This window comes from Agrobacterium sp. CCNWLW32, from assembly GCF_037083425.1.
GTDB lineage: Bacteria > Pseudomonadota > Alphaproteobacteria > Rhizobiales > Rhizobiaceae > Agrobacterium > Agrobacterium radiobacter.
Genome location: NZ_JBAOJM010000017.1, coordinates 52,942 through 70,930 on the forward strand (window position 1 = coordinate 52,942; position 17,989 = coordinate 70,930).

16 protein-coding genes are annotated in these 17,989 nt (G+C 56.7%); 4 read left to right on the forward strand and 12 right to left on the reverse strand.

Features of this window, described 5'->3' with window-relative positions; translation table 11 throughout:
* Positions 1-109 precede the first annotated feature (109 nt).
* On the reverse strand, positions 110-772 hold the full coding sequence (locus tag V6R85_RS23780) for a TetR/AcrR family transcriptional regulator (RefSeq protein ID WP_234904960.1): 663 nt from the start codon (positions 770-772) through the stop codon (positions 110-112).
* Between the two features lie 263 nt (positions 773-1,035).
* On the opposite strand from V6R85_RS23780, the gene V6R85_RS23785 reads away from it, so the two are divergent.
* The gene (locus V6R85_RS23785; protein ID WP_052686829.1) at positions 1,036-1,953 is read left to right on the forward strand and encodes an MBL fold metallo-hydrolase; all 918 of its coding nucleotides are present in this window, start codon (positions 1,036-1,038) and stop codon (positions 1,951-1,953) included.
* 24 nt (positions 1,954-1,977) lie between these two features.
* Here the strand turns inward: V6R85_RS23785 and V6R85_RS23790 are convergent, their stop codons facing one another.
* Entirely contained in the window at positions 1,978-4,710 is a 2,733-nt protein-coding gene (locus tag V6R85_RS23790; RefSeq protein WP_129565178.1) for an ATP-binding protein, read from the reverse strand.
* A 524-nt stretch (positions 4,711-5,234) separates the two neighbouring features.
* On the opposite strand from V6R85_RS23790, the gene V6R85_RS23795 reads away from it, so the two are divergent.
* Positions 5,235-6,311, forward strand: a complete 1,077-nt coding sequence (locus V6R85_RS23795) for a sensor histidine kinase (RefSeq protein WP_160297381.1) — start codon at positions 5,235-5,237, stop codon at positions 6,309-6,311.
* Positions 6,312-6,644: 333 nt separating this feature from the next.
* Here V6R85_RS23795 and V6R85_RS23800 read toward each other — a convergent pair whose 3' ends face one another.
* Both V6R85_RS23800 and V6R85_RS23805 read right to left on the reverse strand, forming a co-directional pair.
* Positions 6,645-7,268 carry a nucleotidyltransferase family protein gene (locus V6R85_RS23800; protein WP_064263923.1) on the reverse strand — a complete coding sequence of 208 codons (624 nt, stop codon included), beginning with the start codon at positions 7,266-7,268 and terminating at the stop codon, positions 6,645-6,647.
* A gap of 407 nt (positions 7,269-7,675) precedes the next feature.
* Positions 7,676-9,205, reverse strand: coding sequence for an aldehyde dehydrogenase (NADP(+)) (locus V6R85_RS23805; protein WP_111791600.1), 1,530 nt, complete (start codon positions 9,203-9,205; stop codon positions 7,676-7,678).
* Between the two features lie 249 nt (positions 9,206-9,454).
* Between V6R85_RS23805 and V6R85_RS23810 the strand changes: the two genes are divergently transcribed.
* Both V6R85_RS23810 and V6R85_RS23815 read left to right on the forward strand, forming a co-directional pair.
* Positions 9,455-9,973: a Dps family protein gene (locus tag V6R85_RS23810; protein ID WP_111791601.1), complete on the forward strand. Its 519-nt coding sequence runs from the start codon at positions 9,455-9,457 to the stop codon at positions 9,971-9,973.
* A 146-nt stretch (positions 9,974-10,119) separates the two neighbouring features.
* Entirely contained in the window at positions 10,120-10,845 is a 726-nt protein-coding gene (locus tag V6R85_RS23815) for a cysteine hydrolase (RefSeq protein WP_045534772.1), read from the forward strand.
* Positions 10,846-11,140: 295 nt separating this feature from the next.
* Here the strand turns inward: V6R85_RS23815 and V6R85_RS23820 are convergent, their stop codons facing one another.
* The 8 genes from V6R85_RS23820 to V6R85_RS23855 all read right to left on the reverse strand — a co-directional run bounded on the left by V6R85_RS23820 (position 11,141) and on the right by V6R85_RS23855 (position 17,728).
* Complete coding sequence (locus tag V6R85_RS23820) at positions 11,141-11,830, reverse strand: CbtA family protein (RefSeq protein WP_111791602.1); 690 nt, start codon at positions 11,828-11,830, stop codon at positions 11,141-11,143.
* A 10-nt stretch (positions 11,831-11,840) separates the two neighbouring features.
* Complete coding sequence (locus tag V6R85_RS23825) at positions 11,841-12,020, reverse strand: CbtB domain-containing protein (RefSeq protein WP_111791603.1); 180 nt, start codon at positions 12,018-12,020, stop codon at positions 11,841-11,843.
* 17 nt (positions 12,021-12,037) lie between these two features.
* Complete coding sequence (locus V6R85_RS23830; RefSeq protein WP_045534774.1) at positions 12,038-12,442, reverse strand: DUF302 domain-containing protein; 405 nt, start codon at positions 12,440-12,442, stop codon at positions 12,038-12,040.
* Positions 12,439-13,197: an aquaporin gene (locus tag V6R85_RS23835; protein ID WP_045534776.1), complete on the reverse strand. Its 759-nt coding sequence runs from the start codon at positions 13,195-13,197 to the stop codon at positions 12,439-12,441. The genes V6R85_RS23830 and V6R85_RS23835 overlap by 4 nt, the downstream gene beginning before the upstream one ends.
* The gene (locus V6R85_RS23840) at positions 13,190-13,534 is read right to left on the reverse strand and encodes an SH3-like domain-containing protein (protein WP_045534778.1); all 345 of its coding nucleotides are present in this window, start codon (positions 13,532-13,534) and stop codon (positions 13,190-13,192) included. Before V6R85_RS23840 ends, V6R85_RS23835 begins: the two co-directional genes overlap by 8 nt.
* Positions 13,531-14,205 (reverse strand): nitrile hydratase subunit alpha, encoded by a 675-nt coding sequence (locus tag V6R85_RS23845; RefSeq protein ID WP_111791604.1) that lies wholly within the window; start codon positions 14,203-14,205, stop codon positions 13,531-13,533. The genes V6R85_RS23840 and V6R85_RS23845 overlap by 4 nt, the downstream gene beginning before the upstream one ends.
* The gene (locus V6R85_RS23850) at positions 14,202-14,534 is read right to left on the reverse strand and encodes an SH3-like domain-containing protein (protein WP_111791605.1); all 333 of its coding nucleotides are present in this window, start codon (positions 14,532-14,534) and stop codon (positions 14,202-14,204) included. The genes V6R85_RS23845 and V6R85_RS23850 overlap by 4 nt, the downstream gene beginning before the upstream one ends.
* Positions 14,535-14,752: 218 nt before the next feature.
* Positions 14,753-17,728, reverse strand: a complete 2,976-nt coding sequence (locus V6R85_RS23855) for a Tn3 family transposase (RefSeq protein ID WP_111791606.1) — start codon at positions 17,726-17,728, stop codon at positions 14,753-14,755.
* Positions 17,729-17,989 lie beyond the last annotated feature (261 nt).

The window sequence follows — 17,989 nt, forward strand, 5'->3', positions numbered from 1 at the left end:
TAGCGCTTTCATTGCGCATGGCTGATTTCAGAGAAACCGTTGCGAGCGAGAAGTTCGAACTCGCAACGAAGAAACGATTTCTAAAGAGCAACGCGAACGCTACGCCCCCTTAGCTCGCCGCCAGCAACGACATCGCAATCGAGTAAAAGTTTTCAAGCGCGTTATTGGCGTTGCTAACCTTCATCCTCAATACCGCTCCCTCGTAGGCATCTATCAAGAAGCGGGCGAATTTAGCCGGTTCAAGGTCGCTCTTGATTTCTCCGCCGGCTTGGCCTTCCCGAATGGTTTCGGAGAGCAAATCAATCCAGTCCGTCAGCGATGCGTTCAGGGTTTCGCGAAGCAATGGAATGCTATCGGACGTTTCCGCGGTAAGATTGACGATCAGGCAACCCCGATTGTACGGTGCTTTTTCGTGGCTTTCCAACAGGTGACGGAAGTGGTGCGCGATCCGGTTCAAGGGAGTGGTGCCAGAATCCTTCAGAATGTCACGTCGTGTCGAGGCGACGTAGTTCGCGACAACCTCGACTGCAAAAGCTTCCTTTGTCTTAAAGTGATTGTAGAAACTGCCTTTGGGGACGCCCGCCTGATCAACGATTTCCTGTACGCTGCAAGCTGAGTAGCCCAGTTCACGGAAACGATCTGCCCCAGCGTTGACGAGCCTCTCCTTCGTCGTTGGACGCATTTGTGTCTCCTTTCCCTGATCAATAGGGATCATTGGCATAAACTGCAGCGTTTGGGGGGTGAAATGTCGGCGCTGATGGCTGGTACGCATCCGCGGCCTTCTTAAGATTCACAAATCTTACGACCTCAATGACTGCATTCAAGCTGCCGGCCTCTCGTCAAAGTCGCCAGCACATTGGCGGTCGCCTGCCAATTTGACGAAGCCCTCGCGCCAGCAGGACCAGACGCTACACAGGCGGCATCGGATACGCAAACACAGAAAATACGCGCTGATCGTTTAAAAGTGCTCGATTGTACAATATCACTTGGCGGTGGCCTGTTCGCTTGATGTCTGGTTCACGGCGAGGCCTCGAAATGAAAATTGGTTCTGTTAAAATCACACGGGTGGAGGAATATCGCGGGCCGGCTTTCATGCCGCGGGACTTGCTTCCGGATTGGTCGGCAGAAGCGGTGGCTCCGCATCTCAATTGGCTCGAGCCGCGTTATCTTGACCGGGGAACCGGAAGGTTGGTGATGTCGTGCCACAGCTGGCTCGTAGAGACGGAGCATCACAAAATTCTCATCGACACCTGCACGGGCAACCATAAGCAGCGGCCAGGCGGAGCTCCCTTGTTCGACATGCTGGACACCCCTTACATGGACCGGTTTGCGTCGACCGGGGTCCGCCCGGAAGAAATCGACTACGTCCTCTGTACTCACCTACATGCCGACCACGTCGGATGGAACACCCGCCTTTCAAGCGGGCGTTGGGTCCCGACGTTCCCGAACGCAAAATACGTGATGTCGAAGACCGACTACGATGCCCTCTTGGTGGAGGGCGGCGGTTCGTTCGCAGCCTGGGGCTCTCTACTGTATAAAGACAGCATCCTTCCGATCGTAGAAAGTCGCCAGGAACTGCTTGTCGACGGCGGTTTTCAGATCGGGGACAACCTCTTTGCCGAAGATTCGCCCGGTCATTCCCCTGGCCATCTTCTTTTCGCCCTCCGCGACGATGATCAGGAAGGGCTGTTCAGCGGTGACATTATTCATCATCCGATTCAGGTCTATTACCCTGAATGGAGCAGCGCGTTCTGCTTTGATGCCGACCAGGCCACGAAAACACGTAAACGTGTCCTTGAGCGTGCCTCTGACAGGGGGAGTGTTTTGTTGCCCGCGCACTTTGCAGGACGCGGCGCGTGTTGCGTTTCCCACAGCGCTAAGGGTTTTGCATGCATCGGTCTTGACGAGGGTTCGTCAACGATTACCGAACCCATGCATAACTCGCTCGCTTAGATCCTCACTCGGAAATGCCAGCTGTTATAAGGCGAGCAAGCGCTCTGCGGTTTGAAGCTCTATTCTGGGCGGTGCTTCCGGGAACGCTTTCAGCGCTGCCTCTATCATCCGCTTCGAAGTCGACCGTTCGTCATCCTGCAACCATTCAGCGTTGCTATTGGCGGCTCTCAGTTGCCAGAGCGGTGACTTCTGAGTGATCGCGCCAGCGATCGCTTGGGAATATAGGTCGCGTGCCATTGCGGGATCGCTGTGACGAACGATATCGCCCTTTATCCTGAGGAGTTCCGGACGGCACCAGCCGGCATCCCCGGCGAGCGCCCAATCCACCAGATCCGCTCCGCAGCGCTCTCCTGCAAGCGTTATCACCGTCTCGAGCCGGGACCCGTTGGTGTCTCCAACGAATGCGGTTTCGAACTGCCTTGTCGTGGCGTTTGATTCCGGGAACAGCAGCTCGAAGGCATCTGCCCAAAGCTGCGACCTGAACATCGAGTGTTTCGTCGACAGTTCTCGAAGAAGTGCGAGATGGTGTCGCGCAACCTGAAATTCACCCAGACCGAAATACACAGGAAACGCAGAAACATATATCGCAAGGCATATTGATATCGCATCGTCCAGGTTCAGAGCCTCGGCGATGGCTTCGTCCGCGAGAGAAATCGCGCGCTGCGAGAATCCCTGGATCCAGGAAGTTTTGGCCATCAACATCAGTGCGACCGTTTTTTGATCGAATCCGGCACCGCTCGTTAGCGTGCGGCCGATCGGCCCGCGGGTGGCTTCGACGGCAAGAGTGCAAAGCTGGTGGGTCTTCTCATGCTGCCCGAGGAAGTGGGTGTTCATGGCAAGAATTCTGCTGCTGGCGCCATGCGCAAGCTTGCCGAACTTGGACTCCAGCTGAAGCGCGATCTCAGCAGCCTCCGCATATCTTCCCTGGGTTGTTATGATTGCGCATCTCCCACTGTGAGCCCTGACGATCTCGACGTGGTCGCCGATCGTCTCCGCGATCTCAGCCGCCTTTTCGAATTCTCGCAGCGCTTGTTGGTCCGCACGCAACCCTCTCACATGGAAGAGCACGAGGCCCAGCGTCGAACGAAGCTGAGTCTCGATCAGAGGGTCAACGTTGGCGGTCGTTTCCATCAGTGCCATAGCCCGCTCGACGACCTTCAGTTGCTCGTTCATCAAGCCCAGTTGTGTCCAGAGGATATGAGATGCGGCCGTGATCTCGAAGCACAATTTCCGCTGACCTGTGTCGAAACACCAGTCAAGCGCGGCGCGGATATCGTTGATGAGGTCGCCGTGCGCTTGAAGCCACTCGAACTTATCGAGATTTCGCCACCCAGCTTTCGCGTGTTCCAGTTCCGCGCCGACCCAACGAGCATGTGACAGGCCGCACGCTTCCGCGAATTCGCCGGCGTTAAGCTGCCTACGAGCGAAGGCACGGGTCATTTCCAATAGACGAAGGCGCCCGTCGCCGCGGGATGTCGATACCAGCGACTTCGACCGCAGGGCGGAAAGCGCGTCCGAGAACGTTTCTCTATCGAGAAAATCCCTGGCTATCGACCAAGCCGCATCGCCTGTAAACGGTCCTGCGAACACCGAAAGGCAGTTGAGTAGAAGTCGCTCCTCAGTTGTGAGTAGGTTGTAGCTCCACTCGATTGTCGCCCTCAGAGTCTGCTGTCGGGGAGGGGCCGTCCTGCGACCGCGCCAGAGGGTGTTGATCGGATCACTGAGGGAAGAGGCTGTGTTTTGAAGGCCAAGCCCTGCCACACGTGATGCCGCTAGTTCAATCGCCAGCGGGATTCCGTCTAGTCTGCGGACAATATCGGCGGCAATCGAAATGTCTTTCATTTCGGTAAGCCCATTCTGGCCCGTGGCGAAAATCAAACGTTCGTTGAAGAGTTCCAGTGCGGAAAAGTCGTGACAGGCGGAGGGCAGATCGTCTTTCTTCGGAACCTCCAGGCTAGGCAGGAGCCGGACCTTCTCCGAAGCGATCCTCAAGGGTTCGCGGCTTGTAGCGATTACAGAGGTGGAGGGTGTTAGTTGAAGAAGCCTGTCGATGACGCCGGCGCAGCTGTCGATCAGGTGTTCGCAATTGTCAAACACCAGGACGGTACGCGAATTCCCCAACGCTTGAACGATGCCAGGCATGGGGTCCGACGAAAAGACGCTTAGGCCAAGCGACGACGCCAGGTGCGAGACTATCAATTCCCCGTTGGAGAGGGCTGCGAGGTCGAGAAAGACGACACTGTTGTTCTCAGTGGCGAGGGAGCGGGCAATTTCGATTGCTGCCGAAGTCTTTCCGATGCCTCCCGGCCCCGTGATCGTCATCAGCCGCATCGAGCGCATCAATTCCACACTGTGTGCGAGGAACTCATCCCGTCCGATCAAACGCACGACCGTTGCCGGCAGGCCGTAGCGTGTCGTAGGCGCTGTGCTGGCAGAGGAATCATCGGTGATCGTGGAAACTGGCTTGGCAAACTTGTATCCAAGTCCCGGTATGCTTTCGATACAAAGCGTTTGCTCACCATCGTAGATGGCCTTGCGAAGTGCCACCATATGGACGCGCAACGAAGCCTCGTCGACATACGTGCTCGGCCATACGGTCCTGATGATCTCTTCTTTCGTGACGACTGTTCCGGCCTTCTCGAGCAGGCACGTCAGTACATCGAAAGCTCTCGCGCCGATGCGTATGGCTGCCTCGCCCTTGCTCAACCGGCGCTGGCCTGGATCCAGTTCGAATTCGCCAAACCGATAGATAGTCACATTCACCTCGGGATGGAACGTCAGGGCAGGTACCAACGTTCGCAAGATATTAATTAGTAAAATACTTCAGCAAGACGACTGGAGTGGAACCAGTTCCGACGGCACCCAAAATAAGGCTGCATCATTCGTCTACGCAACTATCCATGTGTATGGTTCAACGCATTTTGACTTGTGGTTTCACCACCTTGGGCGTCGGACCATGCGTCGGCTTTGTCGAAGGTTTCAAATATGACTGTTCAGGTTTTGAGGTGCAAGGCAAATTCTTGGCCACATGTGTTGAGCAACTGAATCTGGTCCGGGCTGCGCACTTCACCTCCCGGCTGTTGCTTATCCCATATGACGTAAATTGAGATCCCTCAATTTCGCAAACCTGATTTCCACTCCAATCCACACTTGGCTTGGGACGCTACGGACATAGCCACAACCGGCGGTGACCATATGTCGTGATTTTGCGGAGGCCCAATCATCCAATTTTCAAACGCTCGAGCCAGTTAATTGTCTGACATTCGATAATGGAGGTCGAGATGACTGCCCCACGTGAACTCGGCACGCCGGTCCAGCAACAGGTTTATAGTCTCATTGAGGCTATCGGCTATCTGTCGACAGCCACGACGCCGGAAGAGGTTTTGACCAAGATGCGCTCCGCGGCAAATAAATTGATGTCTGCGGAGGGTATCGTCATAATACGAAGAAGCGGAGATGACTATCATTGCGTTGCGGAAGACGCATCTGTACCGCATTGGGTCGGCAATAAAATCGATATCTCTGAACACGGATACGTGACCCTGCACGGGGGCATAAGAGGAAAGTCGATTTCGGGGGAGGCGCTCCGAATATCGGGTACAGAAATGCGTTACAAGCTGACAATGCGTCTGGCTCCATCGGAAACGGGTTTCGCAATAGCGGCATATTGGCATCCGCGTCGCACGCCGACCGAGTTCGAGTTGAAGGTTGCATCTGCCCTCGATATGGCTGGGCGCGCAGCTCTCCGGCGGCTGAAATCAGGAGCAGAAATTACCGAGCTTAAAGAACTTATTGAATCCATCAGGTTGTCGCATCGAGAGCTCGCCCACCGACTCAAGAATGCATACGCCAGCGTGATCGGAGTTGCTAGGCTGACATTGGATGCCGACGCCGCTGATGATCTGGGAGCGCGCCTGAAAGCACTATCTGCGGTACATGACCTTCTCGATCGGGAAACCGGGCACCCCCCGGATCTCGTTGGTCTTCTAACCCGGGTGCTGTCTCCGTACCAGCGCTCGCAAGGGGATCCGATTGCTCTGGAGGGCGAGCAGGTCTTACTTTGCAGCTCTGATGCAACGGTGCTCGGGATTGTGATGAACGAGCTGGCCACAAACGCGCTCAAGCACGGAGCGCTGTCGATTCGAACGGGTCATGTCCAGGTGGGTTGGCTGAAAACGGACAATTGGTTGTCTGTCCGTTGGCGCGAGTACGGGACGTCTTGTTCGAGCTCGCCAGTCGCGGGTGACGGATCTGTCCTCCTTCGTCGCTTGATTGAGGATCGACTCGGCGGGCGCATCGAACGGGAGTTCAATGACAATGGCATTGCGATCCGGGTTGAATTCCCAGTGATAGGGTAGGGCCGAGAAGGCCCACCTTCGCCGTTATTGGCTTCACAGTGCCGAGGCGCTCTGAAAAACCGCTGGTTCCGGTGCTTGCCTCTGAACTTGATCAACACTCCAACCCACGAGGGTCGAAAATCCGGGTATATCCCGAGTGGTCAGATCGCGAAGGAGAACACCTTGGAGCGCTCTGTCACCCTCAACGTTATATCACATCAGTTTCCAGAGATTCTTTACGAATTCCTGAAGCGCTTTATTCGTTGTTCTGGTTCAACGAGGTGAGCGGGCCGCGTTCCTCTAAAGTCTGAAGGTCCCGGAGAACAAGGGCATATTCGGTCTTGATTGAAACGGTTAGACGGTCCCGCCTGCCGCGATGACCGCCTCAGTCGTGTCAACATCGTGCAGGGCGGCCGCTCCGATTTCAACTTCGACAATCGGAATGCCTGAATGTCGAATGATATTTCGCGCCCCCACGTCGCCCTCGAGGGACATCAGGTCGCCAAACAACGACTTTGGAATGATCACCGGGTTCCCGCGAACGCCTCCGTGTGCCGCGACGACAATCGATCGTCCGTCGTCAGCGGCAAATGCGTCAATAACCGAATTCAGATTCACTGTTGAAATCGTAGGCATGTCGGCCAGCATGACCAACACGCCATCCGCGGAGCGAGCTTCCGGCATCGTCAATCCAGCCATCAACGAACTGGAAATCCCAAGTGGGAAATCGCGGTTAGTGGCTATGTTGATTGGAAGGCCGGCAAGAACCGAAATGATGTCTGCGGCCTGAAAGCCAACGACTACGACAACGGAATTGGCATTGCTTTTGCTTGCGCGCAAGGCAGTCCGTCTCACGAGTGGAACGCCCTCGAACTCTGCGAGGAGTTTATTGTCCTCGTCGCTTCCATAGCGACTGGCCTTTCCTGCTGCCAGCAAGATGATAGTGACTTTTGGGTGCTGCTCGAGAATGTCCGTCAACTCCTTCTAAGCGAGGATTTTCGTCCGCGCATAACGCCGAGGCTGGCGACTTGATTGAACGTTCCAGTCGCGTGTCGACTAAAGATGGTGATCAACAGTACATATTTCTGCAGAAGGAGAGTTCTAACGTAGCTGAAGTTCCCGAAGTACCATATCCACGATTGACTGCGGGGTGGGTAGCCAGAGGTCGAATCGTGTCCCGTATCGGTCTTTTCCCTCGCCGGGACCTGCCTTTGGCGTCACCACCGGGCAGCCGCTCAGCGCCTACATATGTGCCTCGATCAGCGTGAATGGACTTCAGCGCCGCGGCACATGGGCCGCCTCGGTCGGCCATCGGCGACAAGGCGAGGTCATTCCTTTTCGGGCAAAAGGGCCTTGCGCACAAGTTTTTGCCGTTGTTGGTGTCTTTATCGTTTGTTGAACGCGGAGGGCGTCAACGACGCAGGGAAATCCTGGTAGGAAACGGGCCGCAGGAACCGATAGATCGCCATCGTGCCGACCGAGGTGGACCTACCGTCGGACGTCGCCGGATAAGGGCCCCCGTGGACCATGGCCGGCGACACCTCCACACCCGTTCCGAAACCGTTCACTAGCAGGCGTCCCGCTAGCAGTTCAAGGGCCGGAATGAGCGGTTTTGCGATCTCAAAGTCATCTTGGTCAATGTGAAGGGCAACCGTCAATTGACCTTCCAGCGCGGTGAGAACGCGCTGAAGTTCGTCATGATTCGCGCAACGGACCACAAGGCTAGCCGCACCGAAGATTTCCTCCTGAAGCTGGGCATCTTCAATCAATGCCGATCCTGTGGTCGCGAAAAGCACCGCTTGGCCCTCGATCATGGTTCCAGGTTTTCCTCGACCTACTACCTGAACGCTCGACTTGGACTCCAGCGTTGCAGTTCCACGTCGGAAAGCATCACAGATCCCGGCGGTCAGCATCGTTTGGGCTGCCGCTTCCGCGATGTGGGTCGCTGCCTTGCTCAGAAACTCATCGAGACCCATTCCCTCGACTAGAAGAACTAGGCCTGGATTTGTGCAGAATTGGCCAGCGCCAAGCGTTAGTGAGCTGATGAACCCCTTCGCAATCTCATTTCCTCGGTTCGCAAGAGCAGCCGGGAAAATAATCACCGGGTTTATGCTGCTCATCTCCGCGTAAACAGGGATCGGCTGCTTTCGGCGCGATGCAATATCGAGCAAAGCCAGACCTCCGCGGCGGGAACCCGTGAATCCGACCGCACGGACGCGACTGTCTGCGACCAACGCCTGGCCTACCTCGAACCCGGCGTCGAACAGCAAGCTGAATACGCCCGGGGCTAGCATGGAATCGGCGACGGCTTTCTGAACGGCCCTTCCGACCAGCTCGGAAGTGCCCGGGTGGGCCGAATGAGCCTTGACGATTACCGGGCATCCCGCAGCAAGGGCAGAAGCCGTGTCACCACCTGCGACGGAAAAAGCCAGCGGGAAATTCGAGGACCCAAACACGGCTACAGGACCCAACGGGATGTTGCGAAGCTTGAGATCAGGCTTCGCGTTGGGCTTCCGCTCGGGGTCAGCAGGATCGACCCGAAGTTCCTGAAAACGACCGTCCCGCACCTCCTTTGCAAAAAGCTTCAATTGCCCGACGGTGCGCGCACGTTCGCCTTCAATCCGGCCTTTAGGAAGCCCCGTCTCCGCGCTAGCCCTTTCCACCAGTTCGTCTCCGAGATCGAGGATGTTCTCGGCGATGCGTTCAAGAAATAGAGCGCGTTCCTCCAGCGTTGTTTCGCGATAGGTCCCAAATGCTTCCCAAGATAACGCCAACGCCTTCTCTACCTGATCTGGTGTCGCTCCATGAAAGGCCCGGCCCAGCCGGTTGCCAATCGTCTGCTCGATGGCAAAGAACGCCGTTCCTTTGCCCGAGAAGCTCTCGCCGCCGATTAGAAGTTCGCCCTTGATAGCCATTTGTCATTCTCCGATTTCGATTATGCCGACATCGTCTGCGCGACCGTCGCTTCAGTTAATTGTCTACTATCAGCGTTGATGTGAACGTGATTGGCGGATCCGCTCCGCTCGTACGCAAGACGATCGGTTTTTGGAGACGATATTTGCAAGATCTCCGCGCTCAACGCTCGCATAGTCCGTGCGTACTCAGATCGGCCCGACGGAACGCATATTGTGGTTCGGGACCGCGGCAAACGCAAGGAACCTCACATGGACCAACAGCTACACTTACGCCGTATGGCAAGCCTCAGGACGCCGACAGGCTTGTCCGAGGATGCCGTTAAGGACATCTCTGCCGCTGCTACGACGCTGCTCGCCGATGTGTTTGCGCTCTATCTCAAGACCAAAAACTTTCACTGGCATATGAGCGGCGCGAGTTTCCGCGACCACCATCTCATGCTTGACGAGCACGGCGAGCAGTTGCTGGCGATGACTGACCCGCTTGCAGAAAGGGTTCGCAAGCTCGGTGGACCCACCCTCAGGTCTATCGGTGATATCGCAACGCGCCAGCGTATTGCCGACAACAACGCCGATTTTGTTCATCCTCATGAAATGCTGGCCGAACTCCGTGAAGACAATGCCGGCCTTGTTGCAAGCTTGCGCAACCTCCATGGCGTCTGCGATGAGCACGCTGACATAGCAACGGCAAGCCTTCTGGAGAACTGGATTGATGAAGGCGAGCAACGAGTCTGGTTTCTCTTTGAGATCCTGCGTGACACCAACCGCTGAGTGAACGCCAACTTTCCGTACGGCTACAACCTTGCCAACATCGCAAGCCCGGTTGGCGCGGGTTTGGGCTTTCAAGCCGGCTGTACCACTAATGCACATCAAAACGCCAGCGGGCCGAGTCTCGGTGGCAACCTTAGGAGATTCCAATGACCAGCGTAATTCCAACCGCGTATAAGGATCCGGAAAACCCTGCGCTTCCCAAGGTAGAGTTCGATATCGATCTGTCGACCACGGCTCTTGTGATCACTGATCCTCAGATCGACTTTCTCAGCCCCAAGGGGGCAGCTTGGGGTGCATTTGGTGAGAGCATCACCGAGCACAATACCGTGGAGAATATCGGCCGCCTCTTCGAAAACTCGAAGCGAGCCGGCATCAGTGTCGTCATCTCACCGCATTATTACTACCCGGTCGATCATCGCTGGGACTTCGCCGCGACAGGTGAGACCCTCATGCACAAACTGCGTATGTTCGACCGTCGTGATCCGCTCTCACTTGAAGGTTTCGACGGATCAGGCGCTGATTGGATGCCTGAATATAAGCAATACATCGAGGACGGAAAGACCATCGTCTGCTCGCCCCACAAGATTGCCGGGCCACAAACGAATGACGTGATCTTCCAACTGCGAAAGAAGCGCATCGACAAGGTTATCCTTGCGGGTATGGCAGCCAATTTCTGCGTCGAGTCACACCTTCGCGACTTCGTGGAACACGGGTTCGAAGTTGCCGTGGTACGCGATGCCACTGCGGGCAGCAAACTACCCGAGGGAGACGCCTACATGGCGGCCCTCGTAAACTTCCGGTGGTTCGCGAACGCGCTATGGACGACCGACGAGGCTTCAAATCACCTTGAATTAGCTGCACGCAAAGCTTAAGGGCTTCCCCGCCCTTCGGGGCGGGATTGCCTGTCTGACATCAGGCAGCGAGGGCGAACGCTTCTAGACGAGATTGCGCTGCGAGCGCAGCACCGGCGGCCTGCCCGGAGCGGGCCGTTCGGGTCCGGAGAATACCGGTGGTGGCGGGAGTATGGGCTCGCCGCGGGATCGTCGCTGAGCCATTGCTTGGCAGCGATCGCCAAGGTCATCGCCGTATGTCGGGTTCAACAAGGCGGCGGATCACGGAAAGCCCCTCGGTATATACGCGAGGGGCTTTGTCACCTGTAAAGATTGGCTAGCTGCTGAGCGTCGCCAACCGCGGACGTGCAGGAGACCTTATCATCCCGAGGGACAGCCCCATTACGAGCCAAGTCACGAGGTTTGCCGCAAGGGTCCCGATCACGAACTCATGGTGCAGAGTTGCGGGCACCAATGTCTCCATTTCTGGGGCAGCTGGAGCGCCAATTAGGAATGGCATTGCCACAAGAACCGCCGCAGCAATGAGGGCCAGAGGACTACGATAGTTGACGGCGGACACGATCGCGCCGGCAGTGCAGGCCGTGCAAGTAATCCACCAAACCTGACGTTGAAGGAGGTCCGGGGCGGGCATCCCGGGAAGCTCCGGCGGAAGGCCAAGTGCGGGAACGAGGCTGAAGATAAGGTATCCGGCAGCGCCCCAGGCAAGACCGGATTTCCAAGAGGCCAAGCTCCCTTTTAGTTCGGCGAGCACAGTCATCATAAGCGCGAAGCCGACATGCGCCAGCATCATGCCGACGACGGTCAACGTGTTTCTCGCGAATGCGGACATCTCAGGGTGCTCGTGCCCCCCCTGTTCGCCAGCATGGGCGTGTTCAGCCGCATGCTCGGATATCTCTGCTTGGAGGATCATCGGCACAGTAATCGAGATATTGAGCGCCGAGGCGAAAATGCCGCCGATGGATCCCGCGATTATCGCCGCGAAGAAGAGCTTTTGAAGATAGGCCATTGCATCAACCTCAATGGCACGGAAAACTTAGGGTGTGACGGACATCATGGGCGGCATTGTGGACTGCTGGGATTCCGGCGAAGCCCACACCGCCAACTAGCAGTACGCCCAGAAAGCCGAGCATGAGTAGTTCGAGCGCTTTTGCTGGCGCTCGTACGTGGGCGATTTTTTGTTCAGTAATTGTCGTCATAACGGTTCCTCTGTCTCTTAGGATACTTCGTTGCTGGTGGCCGCAATTGCAGCGGATTTGAGTGCCTCGGACATCTTCTGAATTGGCCCGTCGATCGAGAGGCCATGTCGTCGCGCGATATAGGCAGGCTCGTTGTACGACAGCCACTGTTTACCTTGATGGGTCCACGCAAGTGCCTTGAGCGGCAGATCGATACCTGAATGCGGCGCGTCGATGAGCAGAAGAGTGCCGACTTTCGGATTGCCGAAGATGAGTAGCACTGCGTCCTCCATAACCAACCCGGCATCCCTTGCGTCCGCTGCGAAGTCGATGAGAGCAAATACTTTCATTCCGGCCCTTTCCACCGCGGAACGAAACCGCTCGATCACAATGCTCGGCGGTAGCCGGGTCTCCAGGGCCGTCATACCCTCAGGTCTGATCATTGGGCTGACCTCGAAATTGGACGACGTTGGCGAGGTATGTCCCGCGTATTCTCGAACGCGACTTTGGTGATACCAAGCGCCACAAGCAAACCGACAACCTGAGCCACGGCAAACGTAGCCGCGGACGCCACGCTCAACGCGACCGGGCCAGCGGCGAACGCTGCGGCAAGAGTGACCGCGGGATTGGCAAAAGACGTTGAAGGCGTGGCTAAAATGGCTGCAACAAGCCAGGCACCAACGGCGAACGGACCCGTATCTGGCTTGCCACTGCGTCCGCAACCGATGACGATCGTAAGCAGGCCCGTTGAAGCTACAATCTCGCTAATGACTAGGCCAAGTGAGGGCGTGTGGCCCATGATCGGACTGGAGGATGCTCCGAACATCGTTGTGGCAATGATCGCGCCAAGGGCCCCGCCCAACATCTGGGCGATTACATACGCGATCGTGCATGTAGTCGGACGTTCACCTCGGAGCCACTGCCCGACAGTGATCAAGGGGTTGTAGTGGCCCCCGGAAACTTTTCCGAGAGCGATGATCAATCCCACTAGCGAACCGGCGATCGAGATCGCGATAACGAGCGATGTGGCGATCGGTTCCCCCGCGAGCTTGTGCTCGACGGTGAGGCCGGAGCCCACCATCGCAACCGCCAGCAAGCAAGTCCCGACTGCCTCGACAAACGAACGCCTGAGTACCGGTATCGTCCCATCTGCCTCGAAGAAGCAAGCCGCTTCGCGCGTCACTGTGAGGTCAGCCATTAGCTTGGCCTTGTGACTTCGAGCGCGCCTCGACTTCAGCCATTTTGGTGGCGATATCACTCGGGGTCAGAATACCTTTCTGGAACAGGATGTTCGCGAAGGCGATGATCCAGCGCTCATAATAGGAGAGCTTCCCGATCATCTCCGAGCCGAGCGCTTCGACGCCGCGGCGCTTCTCCTCGGTATTGATGATCTTGTGAAAATCAAGGACGTCCGCGAGTGCGTGGCAGCGCTTTTCCCACGGCAGAAGTTCGTGTTCGACACGTTCAATTTTTCCGCCAATTTCCCCGCCGATATCATTGGGGAGTTTCTTTACGAGGCCTTCGCTGGACATCATGCAACCCTCTTTTGATATTCGACAGGGATGACGCCGATCATCGCGTCGCGCGTCACCAGTGCAGCAAGTTCCTCTTCAGATAGTCCTTCAGTACCCGCCGGCCGCATCGGCAGCACGAGGTAACGAACCATGGCCGTGGAATCGCTGACGACGATCTCGACATCATCGGGAATGTGCGTCCCGAACTCCTCGAGAACAGCACGAGGTTCGTAAACGGCTCGGGCCCGATACGGCTTGAGCTTGTACCAGTCCGGCGGCAAGCCCAGTACGGGTCGCGGGTAGCACGAGCACAGCGTGCAGACGATGAGGTTGTGGACTTCAGGCGTGTTTTCCAGAACGATCAACTGCGTGTCGTCGTAGAACGTGATGCCCAGTTCCTCGCAACCCTTTCGCCCGTCATCGAGTAGACGTTTGCGGAATTCGTCGTCGACCCAGGCTCGCGCAACGACCTTCGCACCGAGTGCCGGCGTGCGGGAATCCAAGACTTCGATCTGTCGCCGGATTTCGTCTGCGCCGAACAATTTGCGTTCGACGAGAAGCTCGCGAACCGCTGTTTCCATCATGTCGTAATAACTGGGAGGCTCCGTGACGGAGATGTCTTCATGCGGATGCGCGTGGTCGTGATGATGATCGTGCTCATCGTGATCGTGATTGTCGTCGTGCAAGGTCAAATCCTTTCGAGCCAGGTTTCAAAGACTTCGATCCTCAGGCCGTCTGTTGCTTGGCCCTTGTACTCAGCCCAGATTTCGGTCATCGGGATCGCAATACGGTAGTAATGACCTTTCGACCCGGCATTCCGGCCATAGCCTTCCTCCTCGTTGTCGACACCCATCGTCGGGATGACTCGTTCAACGATACCGGCCTTGCCGCGGAGGTAAGTGGGAAGTCGGTAGTGGCCGACTGGAAAGCGCACTGCCGTTTTCACACGTTCGCCAACTTGGAAGTCAGGAACTTCTCCAAGGGCGGGCGTGACAGTTTGCGCTATCGACTGTGCAATCATTTCAACGCTCCTTCATTTGGAGCCCCAAACTGAAGTCGTCGCTCTGAATGATATTGTAAAATTCAGCAGTCGCGGTTCCGGCGGTAACGCAAGTGGACGACATCTCGCGCCCCGATGTCGCAGCTACATCGTACAAGATTATTCCTGCTGTTCCTGTTTTACGGGGTCAGAACAAGAGCAGTCCGGAATCGTACGCTAAGGACGAACGGAATGAGAACTTATGCGACCCGCTGCAGCCTAGCTGGCAGACGGAGCAATCGAAATCCGTTCGGCATCTGATGTTCGGCATCCCAGGTGTAGATGCCGGTAAGATTGATATGCTCCCAACTGAGCGGCGAGATGTGTTTCAACAGAGTATCAGGAATATCTCGACCCGCTCGCTTCAGCTGTGTGATTGCACGGTCAAGATAGACTGTATTCCAGTGGACGATCGCGCTGACGACGAGGTTGAGACCAGAGGCGCGGAACGCCTGGCTTTCGAACGACCGGTCGCGGATCTCGCCTCGCTCGTGGAAGAAGACAGCGCGTTTCAGCTTATGGGCAGCCTCACCCTTGTTGAGGCCGGCCTGACAGCGTCGCCGCAATGCCGGACTTGAGTACCATTCGATCATGAAGAGCGACCTTTCGATACGGCCGAGTTCGCGGAGCGCCCTCGCGAGATGGCTTTGCTTCGGAGATGCGGACAGTTTCTTGAGGATCGTAGACGGTACCACGGACCGCGTCGTGATCGACGCCGCGAGATGGAGCAGATCGTCCCAATGGTCGAGAATCAGGGCGGTGTTGATCGGCGCCCCGATATGGTTCGACAGGGTTGGATATGCATCGCCCTTCTCAAACGTGTGGAACTTCCGGTCTTTGAGATTGCGCAGTCGCGGTGAGAACCGCTTTCCGATCAAGGCAAACAGCCCGAAGACATGATCACTGGCACCGCCCGTGTCGGTAAAGTGTTCCTGAATGTCGAGCACCGTGTCCTGATCGAAGAGCCCATCGAGCACATAGGCCGCCTCGCTCTCGGTGGGACTGATGGGCAAAATGCTGAAGTAGCCGTACTGATCTGATAGATGGCTATAGAATTTCGTCCCGGGTTCGCTGCCGTAGTGCAAATTGATGTCGCCGCGCTTTGCGGCTCGGTCGCTCGCACGAAAGAATTGGCCATCTGACGATGACGTTGTGCCATTGCCCCAAAGGCGGGAATGCGGATGCTGGGTGTGGACATCGGTGATGCACGCTTGCGCCGCGCGGTAGGTCTCCGATCGGGCGTGGAATGTGCGCATCCACCCAATCTGGTGAGCGCTGATCCCCTTGGAGGCGCCCGCCATTCGTTTGGGGCCAAGGTTCGTAGCATCGGCCAATACACCAGCCAGCATGGCAGAAACATTTTTTGGGACGTCGCCGGTGCGAACATGCGTGAATAAATCTGCAAAGCCAGTCCATTCATGCACTTCCCTTAACAGGTCGGGAACCTCGACCAACGGATACATATCGCTGATCTCGGCATTCAGTGCCTCGGCGGCCACAGGGATTTCGCTGGCAGTTGGTGTGATGATCAACGTTCCGGCCTCAAGACGAACTCCTTCGAGCTTTCCGGATCGTGCCCTGTGCGCAAGACGCTGCAGGTTGAACTCGAGCATCTGACGCGCTTCGGCAAGCCACTGCGCGCCATCAGCTTGGACGCCTAATCCGAGACGATCCTCCTCCTTCAACGTGATGAATGTTGTTCGCGGCATCAAATGCTCGTCAATGGGCCGGAAAGATCGGCTGCCGTCGACCCAGATCTCCGCAGAACGAAGCCGGTCTCGCAAAGAAGCGAGTGTTGCGATCTCGTAGAGACGGCGATCAGGTTTTTCTCGTACGAAGATGAGCCGCCGGTCAGTTTGGCTAAGGTGGGTGAGCGGGACGCGATCAGGGAGCGTCCGTCGCTTCTCGGCATGAAGCCGTTTAAGCAGCGCAATTGCCGCTAGAAGTGGATCGTGGCGAAGCGCCGAGCGGAACGTGAATGCCTGAAGGAATGCACCAGTGTATTTGTGGACGGTCGCATATTGCTCGGCTGCTACGGTCAACGGCGGCGCCTCGTTGTCGTCGACCATCGACTCAAGCTCAGGCTTCATCCGAAGCAGTCGATCCCAGCCGACTCTTTGGTCGAGAACATCCATTGCATTCCGACCATTGTTGTTGGCGGACCGCAGGGCGGTGATCGTATCGAGAAACATGCGCAGCGCTTTGGCGGTGTTCGCTCTGCAGTCCATCTGTCGCTGCTTCTTTCGGTTGTTGGCTTGCGAGAACAACTTACCCATCAGCTTGATGAACATCGTCACCGCATCGTCCGTGAGCTTCTGGCAAAGCTTGATGACTTGGGCCACGATCAGAGCGTGGCGACGGCTGGCGTTGAAGTCGTTGGCAAGCCAGGCCGGCGTTGCGTTGCCCTCCCGGATCATCTGGTCCCACCGTCCGGATGACACGCGCGCCTGCAGTTCCGGATCGATCTCCAGCCGCCGCAGAAAGGCTATCCGCTCGGTCAGCCCGACGAGGTTCGACGCGGCCGGCGCTTCTGGTGCCGAACGCAGCCAATGAAAGCGGGTCTGGCCGATCGACGGGTCAACCTCTAACAGCCTATCCAGTGATTGAAGCCTATCGAGTGGGATGTCTTCAATCAGGGTTCTTTCTGCTCGCCGCCGGGCTATGGCACGGCCGGCAAGGCCGATGCGTTCGATCGTGTCGATCGCCGGCAGAAGAGCGCCGCGTTCGCGAAACGCGGCGACAGTCGAACTGGCTATCGCAGCACCGTCGTCGGACATGGTCGCCGCTTGAATTGCCGCCAATAGCGCGGCGCGGCGATCTTGCAGCGTCGCGCTTCTCGTATCCAGATACACCATTAGCCGCGCCATATGATCCCGACGGGTTTCTTCGCGGCGTGCATAGAGGGCAAATTCGTCTGGAGCGGCGCCGATCTGATCAGCAACATACTTCAGCATGGCGCGAGGCGGAGTTTCTTCTGCTCCAAGCACTCGACCCGGGTATCGCATTAGACATAGCTGGATGGCAAAGCCGAGCCGATTGTGATTACGTCTCCGCAGTTCAATCTCCAGGCGATCCGCCAATGACAACGAATAGTGTCGGATTAGGTTATCCTCGTCGACTGGTATGTCGACAAGCTTCCGGCGATCTTGATCTTTAAGAAGCTTGCGCTTTGCCATCGCCCGACTCCATTGATGAGCAATCTGCTCGAAGCGTTGTCGAGTCGGGCCGGACAGAGAAATCAAAATTGGCGCATGTCGATGGCAATCCACAGAGATCGGATGTTGCACATCCGATCTACGGTATCGTTCCGGTTTCGTTCGACCTTAGCGTACGATTTCGGACTGCTCTTGTTCCGACCCCATTATGAATCGTAACCAACCGCAGGAGTGCGCCGTCTTTGGAATAGATATTGGAAAGAACCTCTTCCATGTCGTGGG

Bases quoted from the DNA above. Each gene is read 5' to 3' on its own strand.
- V6R85_RS23855 (WP_111791606.1), bottom strand. From the start codon at position 17,728: ATGGCAAAGCGCAAGCTTCTTAAAGATCAAGATCGCCGGAAGCTTGTC.
- V6R85_RS23805 (WP_111791600.1), bottom strand. From the start codon at position 9,205: ATGGCTATCAAGGGCGAACTTCTAATCGGCGGCGAGAGCTTCTCGGGC.
- V6R85_RS23835 (WP_045534776.1), bottom strand. From the start codon at position 13,197: ATGGCTGACCTCACAGTGACGCGCGAAGCGGCTTGCTTCTTCGAGGCA.
- V6R85_RS23830 (WP_045534774.1), bottom strand. From the start codon at position 12,442: ATGATCAGACCTGAGGGTATGACGGCCCTGGAGACCCGGCTACCGCCG.
- V6R85_RS23785 (WP_052686829.1), top strand. From the start codon at position 1,036: ATGAAAATTGGTTCTGTTAAAATCACACGGGTGGAGGAATATCGCGGG.
- V6R85_RS23820 (WP_111791602.1), bottom strand. From the start codon at position 11,830: ATGGCCTATCTTCAAAAGCTCTTCTTCGCGGCGATAATCGCGGGATCC.
- V6R85_RS23795 (WP_160297381.1), top strand. From the start codon at position 5,235: ATGACTGCCCCACGTGAACTCGGCACGCCGGTCCAGCAACAGGTTTAT.
- V6R85_RS23780 (WP_234904960.1), bottom strand. From the start codon at position 772: ATGCGTACCAGCCATCAGCGCCGACATTTCACCCCCCAAACGCTGCAG.
- V6R85_RS23850 (WP_111791605.1), bottom strand. From the start codon at position 14,534: ATGATTGCACAGTCGATAGCGCAAACTGTCACGCCCGCCCTTGGAGAA.
- V6R85_RS23840 (WP_045534778.1), bottom strand. From the start codon at position 13,534: ATGATGTCCAGCGAAGGCCTCGTAAAGAAACTCCCCAATGATATCGGC.
- V6R85_RS23825 (WP_111791603.1), bottom strand. From the start codon at position 12,020: ATGACGACAATTACTGAACAAAAAATCGCCCACGTACGAGCGCCAGCA.
- V6R85_RS23815 (WP_045534772.1), top strand. From the start codon at position 10,120: ATGACCAGCGTAATTCCAACCGCGTATAAGGATCCGGAAAACCCTGCG.
- V6R85_RS23810 (WP_111791601.1), top strand. From the start codon at position 9,455: ATGGACCAACAGCTACACTTACGCCGTATGGCAAGCCTCAGGACGCCG.